This is a genomic window from Cytobacillus spongiae, assembly GCF_021390075.1.
Genome location: NZ_CP089997.1, coordinates 3,015,942 through 3,029,828, shown reverse-complemented (window position 1 = coordinate 3,029,828; position 13,887 = coordinate 3,015,942). Strand labels below are relative to the sequence as shown.

The 13,887-nt window shown below is 39.6% G+C and carries 12 protein-coding genes; 9 read left to right on the top strand and 3 right to left on the bottom strand.

Features of this window, described 5'->3' with window-relative positions; all coding sequences use genetic code 11:
- The first annotated feature begins 351 nt into the window (after positions 1-351).
- Complete coding sequence (gene pheA, locus LS684_RS15365) at positions 352-1,203, top strand: prephenate dehydratase (RefSeq protein WP_233807225.1); 852 nt, start codon at positions 352-354, stop codon at positions 1,201-1,203.
- An 888-nt stretch (positions 1,204-2,091) separates the two neighbouring features.
- Here pheA and LS684_RS15360 read toward each other — a convergent pair.
- On the bottom strand, positions 2,092-2,634 hold the full coding sequence (locus LS684_RS15360) for a transcription repressor NadR (RefSeq protein ID WP_233807223.1): 543 nt from the start codon (positions 2,632-2,634) through the stop codon (positions 2,092-2,094).
- Positions 2,635-2,687: 53 nt separating this feature from the next.
- Positions 2,688-3,821 carry an IscS subfamily cysteine desulfurase gene (locus tag LS684_RS15355; RefSeq protein WP_233807221.1) on the bottom strand — a complete coding sequence of 378 codons (1,134 nt, stop codon included), beginning with the start codon at positions 3,819-3,821 and terminating at the stop codon, positions 2,688-2,690.
- 108 nt (positions 3,822-3,929) lie between these two features.
- On the opposite strand from LS684_RS15355, the gene nadB reads away from it, so the two are divergent.
- From nadB to LS684_RS15320, 7 genes are all read left to right on the top strand, one after another.
- Entirely contained in the window at positions 3,930-5,516 is a 1,587-nt protein-coding gene (gene nadB / locus LS684_RS15350; protein ID WP_233807219.1) for an L-aspartate oxidase, read from the top strand.
- Positions 5,485-6,336 carry a carboxylating nicotinate-nucleotide diphosphorylase gene (gene nadC / locus LS684_RS15345; protein WP_233807216.1) on the top strand — a complete coding sequence of 284 codons (852 nt, stop codon included), beginning with the start codon at positions 5,485-5,487 and terminating at the stop codon, positions 6,334-6,336. Before nadB ends, nadC begins: the two co-directional genes overlap by 32 nt.
- Before the next feature lie 39 nt (positions 6,337-6,375).
- Entirely contained in the window at positions 6,376-7,482 is a 1,107-nt protein-coding gene (gene nadA, locus LS684_RS15340; protein WP_233807214.1) for a quinolinate synthase NadA, read from the top strand.
- A gap of 954 nt (positions 7,483-8,436) precedes the next feature.
- Positions 8,437-10,029: a SafA/ExsA family spore coat assembly protein gene (gene safA / locus LS684_RS15335; RefSeq protein WP_233807212.1), complete on the top strand. Its 1,593-nt coding sequence runs from the start codon at positions 8,437-8,439 to the stop codon at positions 10,027-10,029.
- Positions 10,004-10,996 (top strand): phosphotransferase, encoded by a 993-nt coding sequence (locus LS684_RS15330; protein WP_233811674.1) that lies wholly within the window; start codon positions 10,004-10,006, stop codon positions 10,994-10,996. The genes safA and LS684_RS15330 overlap by 26 nt, the downstream gene beginning before the upstream one ends.
- 106 nt (positions 10,997-11,102) lie before the next feature.
- Positions 11,103-11,834, top strand: a complete 732-nt coding sequence (locus tag LS684_RS15325) for a YhcN/YlaJ family sporulation lipoprotein (RefSeq protein ID WP_233807210.1) — start codon at positions 11,103-11,105, stop codon at positions 11,832-11,834.
- Between the two features lie 171 nt (positions 11,835-12,005).
- Positions 12,006-12,545, top strand: a complete 540-nt coding sequence (locus LS684_RS15320; RefSeq protein WP_233807208.1) for an intercompartmental signaling factor BofC — start codon at positions 12,006-12,008, stop codon at positions 12,543-12,545.
- 42 nt (positions 12,546-12,587) lie between these two features.
- Here the strand turns inward: LS684_RS15320 and LS684_RS15315 are convergent, their stop codons facing one another.
- Entirely contained in the window at positions 12,588-13,100 is a 513-nt protein-coding gene (locus tag LS684_RS15315) for an endonuclease (RefSeq protein ID WP_233807207.1), read from the bottom strand.
- A 137-nt stretch (positions 13,101-13,237) separates the two neighbouring features.
- On the opposite strand from LS684_RS15315, the gene ruvA reads away from it, so the two are divergent.
- Positions 13,238-13,846, top strand: a complete 609-nt coding sequence (ruvA, locus tag LS684_RS15310) for a Holliday junction branch migration protein RuvA (RefSeq protein WP_233807205.1) — start codon at positions 13,238-13,240, stop codon at positions 13,844-13,846.
- Positions 13,847-13,887: the final 41 nt, after the last annotated feature.

Here is a 13,887-nt window from a genome sequence, read left to right as displayed (position 1 = left end):
CTACTGTTTACTACAGGCTTAATGACCTTCTCGATGCCCGCGGCCTTCGCTGATCAAACCTTTAATGAGGACTATATAATTGGGTATTTATTCATCTTAATTGTTAGCTTAATTGGAAATTTTTTATATGGTTTTCCTGTATCTATGGTAGCTGAATTACTTACCCGAAAGCTACCTAGGCGATATCGCATTGTAACATCTGGTTTCATCCATTTTGGTTTTGGTTTACTTACGTATTTTTTTGAAGTTGGCATAGCATTGCCAGCCATTATCTGCTCGATTCTATTTTTTACTATAGATGAATTCCTTCGAAAGAGAAAATGAGGGATTAATACATAAGGGGGAAAGGTTTTGAAGGTTGGATATCTAGGACCCAAAGCAACATTTACTGATTTAGCTGTGAGAGAAATATTTGCGAATTTGAAGGCGGTACCTTTTTTAACCATTCCAGATTGTATGGATGCCATTATTGATCATCAAGTGGATCTTGCTGTTGTGCCAGTTGAAAATGCATTAGAAGGATCTGTCAATATTACGCTAGATTATTTAATTCATGAGGTAGATTTGCCGATAGTCGGAGAAATCACTGCACCCATTCAGCAGCACTTAATGGTGCATCCAAATCACAAAGAAGATTGGAAAAGAATCGACACTGTCTATAGCCACTCACATGCTATTGCTCAATGCCATAAATTTTTACATAAAGAGTTAAAAGGTATCCCGTGGGAAACAACAACATCGACTGCTGCTGCCGCTCATTGGGTACAAAGTCATCCAAAGAAGAAAATTGCAGCAATTGCGAATAAACTAGCAGCAGAAGAGTATGGGTTAGCGATTGTGCAACAGGATATTCATGATTTTCACTTTAATCACACCCGGTTTGTCATCCTAGCAAGGTCTCCTGTCGAAGTACCTGTTCATTCCCACCCACCCAAAGGATATAAAACGACGGTACTAGTTATGCTTCCATCTGACCGTGCGGGAGCTCTTCATCAAGTGCTTTCAGCCTTTTCTTGGAGGAAGCTCAATTTATCGAAAATTGAATCTCGCCCAATGAAGACAGGGCTAGGGAATTATTTCTTTATTATCGATGTAGATATGAAAATGGATGACGTATTATTGCCTGGGGTAGCGGCGGAACTTGAAGCTTTAGATTGCCGCGTAAAGATATTAGGCTCCTACCCATGCTTTCAAATCGGTTAAGAAGATTAGGAATTCATTTATTCGCTCCAATAGAGTGTCGACTCCAGTCGTTGAACACGTACTAGTTCGATTTCCGCTGCAGGCGCTTGCTTTCCGGGGGGCGTGCGCCAAGCCTCCTCGTCCTTCGTCCTGTGGGGTCTTGGCTGTCACGCAAATCCCCCAGGAGTCAAGCGCCTTCCGCTCCAATCACCAAGGTTGACTTTCTAATACTTGGGTCTACATACAATCCATTGAAACGAACTGGATGGAAATTTAATGCCCCGCTACTTTTAATGTCAATTTATCGAGTTACAAAACACGTACTAGTTTGATTTCCGCTCCAGGCGCTTGCTTTCCGGGGGCGCGCGCCAAGCCTCCTCGTCCTTCGTCCTGTGGGGTCTTGGCTGTCACGCAAATCCCCCAGGAGTCAGGCGCCTTCCGCTCCAATCACCAAGTGTGACATTCTAATACTTGGGTCTACATACAATCCATTGAAACGAACTGGAAGAACATTTAATGTCCTGCTACTTTTAATGTCAATTTATCGGGTTACAAATCACGTACTAGTTCGATTTCCGCTGCAGGCGCTTGCTTTCCGGGGGGCGTGCGCCAAGCCTCCTCGTCCTTCGTCCTGTGGGGTCTTGGCTGTCACGCAAATCCCCCAGGAGTCAAGCGCCTTCCGCTCCAATCACCAAGTGTGACATTCTAATACTTGGGTCTACATACAATCCATTGAAACGAACTGGAAGAACATTTAATGTCCTGCTCCTTCTTAATGTCATTTAGAGGAAATCTCACCATATTATTTTTCGTATTCGTATCATATGTCTTAAAACAAAAAAACTGAAGGCAAACTCGAATTGAGCTTAGCTTCAGTCTGAAGGGGACATTCTCTCGCCCTTTTTTCCGTTAAAAAGATACATCAATTAAGAACCGTTCTTTTTTTAATGCTTCTACAGCTTCATCCAAAACCTTCTCAGAGGAGGCTGAAAGGGTATGAAGATGGGTTCCGTCTGTTAATTCAGAAAGGTAAGAGGCATTTGTTGAGTTTACTTTTGAGATAAATAGTTGGACTTCCTTACGGTTTGACACCATGATAGAGGCGGTTAAGTCACCGTAGACTGGGTGTTCAATTTTTACATCTTTTACCGTTACCCCCAGATCAACAAGGAGGTTTAACTCCTCTTCAGTTCGGTCAGGTGAATGATGGCAGGCTACTGTCCGCTCAAAGGCTGCTAGTGGATTATGGCTTAAATACATATATCCCTGGCTCGTGGCTATAATTGGTTCGTTTTTAGCTTTTAAAAGAGTGATATCTCCGACAATGACTTGTCTACTTACATTTGTTTTCGAGGCTAGATCAGCACCAGTAATCGGTTCCAAACTACTTTTTAATAACTCTAGAATAAGTGTCCGTCTTTCCTCTCCAAGAACCTTCTTTTGATTTGACATGAATGACTCTCCTTACAACCTATATTTATCCATGTTAACACGAAAAAAAGAATTTAAGAAGAACTAGCTAATTCCAAGAGGGTTTGTGCGAGACCGACGACATCTTCTTTCGATGTATCTCTTCCAAAAGAAACTCGAATAAATTCCTTCGCTTCCTTTTCATATACACCAAGGGCTACCATCGTTTTAGAAGGGTTCATCGAGCCAACCTGACAGGCGCTTCCAGTAGAAATCGCATATCCTTTTCGATTGCATTCAAGCATGACCCATTGCCCTTCGATTCCCTTTATCCGAAGTCCAACTATAGATAAATTCTGTTTAAAAGGGTCGTTCGTACCGTATATAATGAATTTTTCATTTTGAGGCTTTAACTGTTCTAAAAATAGATTCCGTAGCATTTGATAATGCTCGGTATGCTTATTAAGGTGAGAGATGGCTTTTTCAGCAGCTATGGTCATGGCGACAATCCCTGGTACATCGATCGTTCCTGGACGAAAGCCCTTTTCATGTGTAGTGCTGGGATAATAACTTTTCCAGCCATTCTTAGGATTTAAGTAGGCTATTCCAACGCCTTTTGGTCCATAAATCTTATGTGCCGAAAGCGAAAAACTATCGACTACTGAGCTCACTTCTTTGATATCGAGTTTCCCAAACGATTGAACTAAATCGCTATGAAGGAGGATACCTTCTCTATTGCAAATATCTCTAATTTCTAAGAGAGGCTGTATGGTTCCGATTTCAGAGTTACAATGCTGAATAGAAATTAGCACGGTATCTTCTTGAATCACTTCTAATAACTGGCTTACATTGATTTCTCCCTCTTTATTCAAGGGGAGAAGGGTGACCTTGTATCCATTTTGTTTTAATAGTTCGATCGTGCTGTGTATGGAGGTATGCTCAGCCATGCTACTAATGATATGATTCCCGCTTTTTTGCCGAAGGGATAATAGATTTTGAAGCGTGAGGAAATTACTCTCTGAGCCACCGCTTGTAAAATAGATTCCCTCTGAATAAACACCAAGTAGCTTTGCGAGTGTAAGGCGACAGTGTTCAAGCAAACTAGCTGCATTACCGCCAATATCATGTAGACTTTGTGAATTACCGAAAAATTCAGTAGCTGCTTTCACATATGCTGCAGCGGCCTCTTGATCAAGAGGGCAAGTCGCTGCAAAATCAAAATATTTCATTTCTCTCCCCTACTTCCAATCTTTCAGTCTGAAAAAATACTTGTTATTAGTTTAAAACTATGTAAATATAAGTGTCAAGACACCTGTTAACCAGGAGGGTATAGAACCATGAATAACACAAATGTGTTAATTATTGGAAGTGGTATGGCAGCTCTACAATTAGCAAAGCGACTTCACTGTCATACAAATGTGATAATTCTCACAAAGTCAACACTCAAAGACAATAATTCTTATTTGGCTCAAGGAGGCATTGCTGCAGCAATAGGTAAGCAGGATAGCCCAATAAAGCATTATATAGATACGATAGAAGCTGGCCGAAACCATAATAATCGGGAACAAGTGCTTGAAATGACAAAAGCTGCCCCAGTTCTAATAAAAAAGTTAAGGGAAGACGGATGTCTATTTGATCAAGATCATAGTGGTTCTCTTCAGCTGGGGATGGAAGGTGCTCATAGTGAGAAGCGGATTGTCCATAGCGGAGGAGATGGAACAGGTAGGAAAATAATTGATTATTTCTCTGAATCACTAAGTGATAATATTCACGTTCTGGAGAATATGTTTGTTTATGAATTACTTGTCGACCCACTTTACAATTATTGTTATGGCGTAAAGGCGAAAAATCAAGACGGAGTAATACAGAACTTTTATGCGGATCATATTGTTTTAGCAACAGGTGGAGCGGGTCAACTATTTAACTTTACTTCTAACGCTAGAACCGTTACAGGAGATGGTATTGCCCTTGCTTATCGAGCTGGAGCGGAGATAACGGACATGGAGTTTATACAGTTTCATCCAACCTTACTATCCAAGAATGGTAATGGCTGTGGATTAGTGTCCGAAGCGGTTCGAGGGGAAGGAGCTATACTAATAACGGAAGATGAGACTCCCATTATGGAAGGGATTCATCCACTTAAAGACTTAGCACCAAGACATATTGTTTCGCAGACGATATATGACTATCTGAAAAATGGGAAAATCGTTTATTTAGATATTTCAATGATTCGTCAATTTTCAGAACGATTTCCAACGATTACTGGACTATGTAAGAAGAATGGAATGGACCTGAGCTCCGGAAAACTTCCTGTCGTACCAGGGAGTCATTTTTTAATGGGAGGGATTAGGGTTGATTCCTATGGAAGAACGAATATTCAACAACTGTATGCAATTGGGGAAGTTGCATCGACAGGAATTCATGGTGCGAATCGGTTAGCAAGTAACTCGCTATTAGAAGGACTTTATTTAGGTGCAAGGCTAGCAGAGCGAATCGAAAGTATGAATCGTAAACCTACCGTACTCCCTTCAAATTTTTCAAAAGGGATTGTCAACGATATAATTTCAACTTTACCAACCATCGAACAGATTCAATGTTCAATGATGGAAAATGTAGGGATTGTTCGTCAAGAGAAGGGGCTAAGAAAACAGAAGGAATGGTTAGAAAAATTTGGCTATAGTCAATGGAAGACCACTGACTTGGATGGGGTATCAATAGGAGATATTAATCGTCTATACATGGTTATTACCTCATGGTTAATGACGACGTCCGCATTAAAACGAACGGAAAGTCGTGGTGGGCACTATCGAACGGATTATCCATTCGAGGATGATGCTAATTGGCTCGGTAAAAGAATCATCCATAGACAAATGGGAATTGAGGTTGAGCAAAATGAACAAATTGAAGCTGCGTTTGCAACTTGAGCAATTCTTTATAGAGGATATAGGTGAAAGAGATGTTACAAGTGAGCTTATTTTCGGAGAGAAGGAACGAGGTGAAATCGTCTTTATTGCAAAAGAAGCAGGAGTATTCTCTGGTGAAGAAGTGATTCGTACAGGTTTTCGTGTATTAGATGAAGATTCAGATGTCGTCCTTTATGTTCATGATGGAGAAATCGTCTCTAGAGGACAGCAGCTTGCCAAAGTAACAGGTCATATCGCTAATTTGCTTAAAGGAGAGCGCGTCGTTTTAAACCTTGTCCAACGAATGAGTGGGATCGCGACTATTACGAATGAGGCCGTTCGAAAGCTAGGCGATTCAATAGTGAAAATTGTTGATACAAGAAAGACGACTCCTGGGCTTAGGATGCTCGAGAAGTATGCGGTTCGCTGTGGAGGTGGCTATAATCATCGATTCGGCTTATATGATGCAGTTATGATTAAGGATAATCATATTTCCTTTGCAGGTTCAATTGAAGCTGCAGTCGCAAAGGTGAAAGCAGAACTAGGACATATGGTGAAAGTGGAGGTAGAAGTCGAGACGAAAGAGCAGATGTTTGAGGCAATTAAAGCGAATGTAGATGTAATCATGTTCGATAACAGAAAGCCTACTGAAATTAATGAATGGCTCCCATTCGTACCTGAGGGATTTACTACAGAAGCGTCAGGTGGGATCACGTTAGAGAACATTCATGAATATGGATTGACGGGAGTTGACTGTATTTCATTAGGCTTTTTAACGCATTCAGCAAAAGCTTTAGATATTAGTGTGAAAGTTTTCAACGAAAAGCTCAAAGGGTTGTAATGGGTTGAATCATGAAGAATAGAAGGGGGATACAAGGGAATGAATCTATTTGAAACGGTAGAGAAAATGAATGGAATACCTGACAAGTATAAAAATATGTCGATCAAAGAGCTTGAGGAAATAGTAAGGTCCATTAAACAGAGATTAGGAAGAAAACTATTTATTCCTGGTCATCATTATCAAAAAGATGAAGTGATTCAGTTTGCGGACGCAACAGGTGATTCATTAAAGCTTGCCCAGCTATCAGAAGAAAATATTGATGCGGAATTTATCGTTTTTTGTGGCGTGCATTTTATGGCTGAAACGGCAGATATATTAACAGCTCCACATCAAAAAGTCTTTTTACCTGATATGCGTGCAGGCTGTTCAATGGCAGATATGGCGGATATTTATCAAACAGAACGAGCTTGGGAGGAATTGACTAAGCTATTTGGAGACACTATTATTCCGTTAACCTATGTCAATTCGACAGCAGCGATCAAATCATTTGTTGGGGAGAATGGAGGGGCAACAGTAACCTCATCGAATGCAGAGGAAATGGTGAAATGGGCATTTCTGCAAAAAGAAAGAATTGTCTTTCTTCCAGATCAACATCTTGGTCGAAATACAGCATACAATCTAGGAATTGGTCTTGATGAGATGGCTGTTTGGAATCCAATCGACCAAAAGTTAGAATATGATGGACCAATAGAAAAGGCGAAGGTAATTCTTTGGAAGGGGCATTGCTCAGTTCATGAAAATTTTACGGTAGATAATATTCAGTATATGAGAGAACATGATCCAGAGATGAAAATTATTGTCCACCCAGAATGCCGTAGAGAAGTGGTAGCTCTTTCCGATTTAGCTGGGTCAACAAGCTTTATCATTCAGGCGATTGAACATGCTGAAAGCGGCACAGCTTGGGCAATTGGCACAGAGATGAATTTAGTCAAAAGAATTATCAATAATCATCCAGACAAGCATGTTGTTTCGTTAAACCCCCATATGTGCCCGTGTCTAACAATGAATCGAATTGATTTGCCTCATTTAGCTTGGTGCTTAGAGTCTCTTGAAGATGGAGACAACCACAACATCATTCAAGTAGAGCAACCAGTAGCTGAAAATGCAAAGCTCGCACTACAAAGAATGCTGAATCTATCAAGATAATAGGCTGTTTTCGTATACATGGTTGTTTTGAAACAAGGGCAGTTTTCCTCTCCAGGATACTCCCTTGCCGGGAGGCGTGCGGTGAGTATCCTCGGAATCGTCGGTGGTGTCTCACCAGTCCTAAAGTTCCAGCAGGCGTGGCACATTCTTCCGCTCCAAAATTTAAACCTTGGTATGACGATAGTTATCTTACTTAGTATAAAACAACACCCTTTTAGAAAATAGCCAAATAATAAAAGAACAAAAGATCCCTCTTTTAACATTGAGGCAACCGAAGCTGCTGTTTTTTTAGGATCTCAAGAAAATCCAGACGAAAGAACCGATTCCATTCAGAGAATGGAATCGGTTCTTTTTCTATTTTTTTTGTTTCTTTTTGCTTCTATTTTTGTACCGCTCATTTTAGAATTCTCTTTTTATGGGTCAGTAAAATTGCCCATGGCTCCAAGTCGCATCTTGGATTAGTTGCACAAGGTGAATGGGAACGGAAGGTGCGTAGGTTCCTGTTCGATTAACGGGGCAAATGACGGAAGCGCTTTAATCACAGAAAAGGCTTACTTAACGCTGGAAAGCAAAACAACCTATATTTGTGTTCATCTGTCCAACTTATTAGAGCCATCCCTTTAAAGACTTTTCTGTGACTTTTCTAATGGAAGGATTTTTTTATGAAAACCTCTACATGGCGGTATATTTAGAGCAGAAATCTCAATTAGGATTCATAATTCTTTTAAAAAAAGCATAAGTTTTTGTGTAGATTGTTAGCAATTTGCCCATCTTTTCATACAATGTATGGAATTATGCAAATTAGCGGGCAATCATTTTCCCCTTACAATACATGGTGAATGGTAGAAAAATGAGGAGGTACTGCCCGCGTTATGCCTAGTTGAGAGAACATCAGCAAATAAAAAATGCATTTGCTGAATTAAGTTTCACCTTATGCATAGGAGGGAAAGCAGAGTGAAAATCCATATCGTACAGAAAGGGGATACTCTTTGGAAAATCGCCAAGAAATATGGCGTTAACTTTGAAGAGTTAAAGATGTTAAATTCCCAACTTAGCAACCCAGACATGATCATGCCTGGAATGAAAATTAAGGTACCTACAACTGGAGGGTCTATAAAGAAAGAAGCTCCTATTAAGAAAGAGATGCCAAAAGCAGAGCATCCGTTTGCTAAGGAAAAGCCGCAAACCATGCCTGTCGAAAAAGCACCAAAGGAATTACCTAAAGTAGAAGCACCAAAGCCAGTGGAACAGCCAAAGGCAGTAACACCGAAAAAACCATACACACCAAAGATGCCAAAACCAGTTATGCCAGAAATCGATATTAATAATTACTATTTAATGAATATGGCTAATCTATCTGTACCACAGCAACCTGCACCACCAAAACAGCCAGTAAAACAGCCAGTAAAGCAACCGTCTCAATTACCACCAAAACAACAACCACAGCAGCAATTGCCTAAGCAACAGCCACAATTACCACCCAAACCAGCAAACATTCTTCCACAGGTAAAACCAATGGAGGAAAGTCCCGAATCGACGGAATCAATTGAAATGCCTATACATCAAGGAGGTTATCAACCTATGTATCCACACCATTGTTACCCAATCTCACCTGTATTACCAGGATCTGGCTTAAATTATCCAGCTCAAGCTTATGGAGGATATCCACACTCTCAAGTACAAGGTGCTTTCTCTATGCCTTACCAACAAGCGCCGCAAATGCCAGGCCATCACGGAATGATGCCAGGGGTTGAGAGCCCAAGCTATATGCAGGGTCAACATTATCATGATGAATCATCGTCCTTTATGCCACAAATGCCGTTTATGCAGCCAGGAGCGGTAATGGGAGCACAGGATCAAGCACCACAAATGCCGTTTATGCAACCAGGAGCAGTAATGGGAGCGCAGGATCACGCACCGCAAATGCCATTTATGCAACCAGGAGCAGTAATGGGGGCGCAGGATCAAGCACCGCAAATGCCATTTATGCAGCCAAATGCAGTAATGGGCGCACAATCACCATACGGATACCCACAGCATATGGTCCCAATTTCCCCTGTATTACCAGGATCAGGGCTAGGTGAATGGTGTGAACAGCCAGCTGTAGCTCCATATGGGCAAATGCCACACCAAATGCCACACCAAATGCCACACCAAATGCCACACCAAATGCCACACCAAATGCCTTTTGGGTATCCAAATCCGCAACAAGGGATGATGCCTCAGGTTCAAGGTGCGATGGAAGGATATGAGTCACCAGAGATGAGTGGTCATCAGCTGCCATTCATGCCACAGCAAATGCAACCACAAGCAGTTCAAGGAATGGAAAATGACTGCGGCTGTGGTGGAGGTGCTCAGCAAATGGGACCTGGCTACGGGCATGGAGCGTACGGACCAGGAATGGCCCAAGGCTTCCCTGCTCCATATGGTCAACAAATGAATTTTGCTCAACCTCCATATATGAATCCTTATGGGTATGGTCAAATGCCAGGAAGTGCATTTGGAATGCCACGCTTTGAAGATGAAAGTAGTGAATATGAAGGTTAACAATGGAGGAGACGATTATGCTCATAATCGTCTCCTCTCTTATCTAAGAAAAGAGGTTACACAAGAAATTGAAGAAATAGTACCTTTACGTAATCATGTATTTTTAGTAAAAGGAGAAGAGTTTGATTTTATTCTTAAAGGGTTTTCTTCGTATCACCGCTTAAAGCTTCAAGAAACCTTTACATCGTCGTTATATAATGTAGGATTTCATCAAACATATCAATTTCTACAACTAACAGATGACCCACCTTTATATTGGAATCAAGTATATTACGGATGCTTATCCTATATTCCTCCTTCTGAGGATTCTTTTACATTTAAAAATCGTGATGACCGAAAAGAAGGGTTAGAACTATTAAAGGAGTACCATCATTCGACAGAAACCTTTGTCACTCGTTACCGTACGTTAATAGCTAAGTTTAAAATAATGGAAAAATGGCAGGAACGGACCGCTACATTTTTAACTAATCTCCATTTGATTAAATTTTTCGTTCAAAAAGAAATAATAAATGAGCTTCTAAACTGGGCGGATTGGGCGTTAAAGGGGATGGAGGAAGAAAAGGATTTTTTCGTTAGTGGTCCTTCCGTCATCTTACACGGAGACGTAGCCCACCATAATTTTCTAAGAAATCAGCTAAACCAAGACCTATATTTACTTGATTTTGATCTAATTAGTATTGGCCCCACCTATTCAGATTATCTCCAATACTCTAATCGGATATTACCATTTATGATGTGGTCTTTTGATGAATTAGCTACGTATAAAGAACTCGACCCCTTTTTAAATGAGAGGGCTTTTCTTTATGCATTAGCTTTTCCAACTGATATTTTTCGCGAATGGAATCGAATTATTCGAGAAAAATCATATATGGATACTTATAAAATCCGGCAAGTATTAGACTTGACTGTTAGGCAGTTTTCTCAAAGGCAAAATTTCGTAAATGAATTAAAAGAAAGGGTAAATTAGTTTGCTCCCTTTATTTGGTCATCATAACTCGTATGAAATCCCCCTTTTGCTCACAAGCTATTAAGGAGCATCACATGCTCTTTATTCTTGCGAAGGGGGTTTTCGCTTGCATAAAAAATACTTGATTGCATCAGTTACAGCCATCTTATCAATGGGTTTAGTGGGTTGTGGAAACAACGATGAAACAGCTAGACAAGATCGACTCAATGATGTGGGTCAGCCGATAGGATACTATTCAAATGATGATATGAACAATGGTGGAAATGCGCGAGTCCTTGATGAAAAGGATGGACCTTACAAAGAGTTCTATGATCATACGATAGGCTCTGAGAGTGAATGGATGAGAAAGCAAGCAGGAAAAACAGAAAACCCAAATAAGCCATTGGCTAATTATGATAAAAGCTTCTTTGAAAGAGATAACCGGTTCAGTCACAGTGATGCCAATTATCATGGGCATCTTGACGATCAAACAAGAAAAGCTAAAAACTCCTATTACACGGCCTATGAAGGTGAATTAGCAGAAAAAATAGGCGATGTAACAGCCAGTGTAGAAAATGTTGAAGATGTTCGCTCTGTTGTATATGGCAGTAATGTTCTCATTGCTGTAGACTTGACCGATTATTCGAAGGATGAAGAAACAAAGGAAGAAATAAGCCAAGCAGTTAAGCCATATCTACGTGGCCGGTCAACGACTGTTGTAACTGATGAAGGTACATTTAGCCGTATTCGAAACATTGATAACGACTTAAGAGATGGTGGACCTAGGGAACAGATTGACTTAGATATTAAGGATATGTTCCGCACGATAAGAAATGGTCTTCAAGGAAATATGGACTAGTATCTTACAGACTGTTTCAAAGGGATTTAGTTGGCCTTTGAAGCAGTCTTTGTTTGCTTCAGAAGATAATTAAGGACTACATACCATAGCTTAATGGATAAAGATGAAAAATTTGGTCAAACTATGAATGGATATCTTAACATAAGCCGATTTTAAATGAGGTGATCAATTATGAAAGTAATGTTGGGAACAATATTTGTTGCTATGATCCTAATGATTCAGCCAACATTTCTATTTGGAAATGATCATGGAGCAAATAGTGTAGCAGCTAATGGAAATGAGGAACAAATAACACCTCATGAAATGACAATAATTCTGGAGAGGGCTTATTTAGATGGAGAAATAAGTGAAGAAAAGATCAAGGATCAAATATGGTCAATGGAAGAGTTTTGGGCCAAGTATGATCAGTGGCAATTAGTAGATATCAGTCAAAAATATGTTGTGTTCCGCCAAGATGTAGATGATATCTCTCCCCTATTAAAAGCAAATGGATATTTCGGAATAACTGAGGATGGAATATTAACGATTTTTAATGGAAAACCACAGGATTATAATGTGATACAATCTTTTTTTCAAATAGATATTGGTAAGCTTGAAAGCACGAAACATAAAGAACTACAAGAAGGCATCCGGATAAAAACAAAGGATCGATATGTTGAGGTGCTTGAAACGTTCAAAAACTATTCCAAACAATCGAAAGAGGCAAAATAGAAAAAGAGGTGATGGGAATCACCTCTTTTAAATATGCTTTTCTTATTTTTCTACACCTGTAACGATGTATTTTTCATCTTTTAATTCTACAGTGTAAGTAATACCATCTGTCTTTACAGTGCTTTTCTTATCGTCACCTTCAATAGTTACACTATCTTGAGTTGTTTCTAAGAAAGAAGGCGTGAAATAAGTGTCAGCTTTTACAATCATTTGTCCTTCAGCTGTCTTATCAGCAGTAGCATAATGGCTATAGATTTCTTTTGCTACTTCTTCACTGTAATATGTAGATAAAAAACCTACAGCTGTTGCTTCATCAGCAAAGCTTGGATTAATAATTGGAGTTTCTTCATCTGCAGCAACTGCTTTATGAAAAACTTCATTTACTTTTAACTCTGCAACACGCACGGTGTTATAGACTTTGCTCTCAATTTGCTCTGTAAGTCCAGCAGCTTTTTCTTCAACTTTATTCTCTTCTTTATTATTGTCCGCAGAAGAGCAGCCCACAATTGAAAGCACAAGTGTGAAAGCTACGAATAATCCGAAAATTTTCTTCATTATTATGACCCCCAGTCATTTTTATGCCATGCTCTACCATTATATAGAAATCGAATTGAAAATTGCAATACTTTTCTTCTTCTCTACAAAAATAGTATGATACAATGAGGTACAGAAAATTAAAGGAGAGAAAAGTCTTGTATGATTTTATAAAAGGTAAGGTGTACTTTGTTGGTCCTGAATACATAGCTATTGAAAATAATGGGATTGGCTATCAGATCTTAACACCGAATCCTTTCATCTATTCTAAAGATTATCAACAGGATATTCATATATATACATATCATTATGTACGTGAAGATGCGATGGCCCTTTATGGGTTTCATTCGAGGGAAGAAAAAACCCTGTTTACGAAACTATTAAATGTATCTGGAATCGGTCCAAAAGGTGCACTGGCTATTTTGGCTTCAGGGAATCCAGAACAGGTTGTTCAGGCAATTGAAAATGAAGATGAAGCCTTCTTAGTTAAATTTCCTGGTGTCGGAAAGAAAACAGCTCGACAGATGATCCTTGATTTAAAAGGAAAGCTTCAAGATCTTGTACCCGATTTCTTTCCAAATCTTTTTCATCCTGAAAAAGGAGCGCATGAGGAAAGTGATAATCATGATCTTGAGGAAGCTACTTTGGCATTAAAGGCATTAGGTTATTCAGAAAGAGAAATTAAAAAAATCATACCAGAGCTGATGAAAGAAAAGCTTACGACAGATCAATATATTAAAAAGGCTTTGCAAAAGCTACTTAAATAAGGCTCTAGTTACATATCGTACATAAGTTAATTTTGTAATGG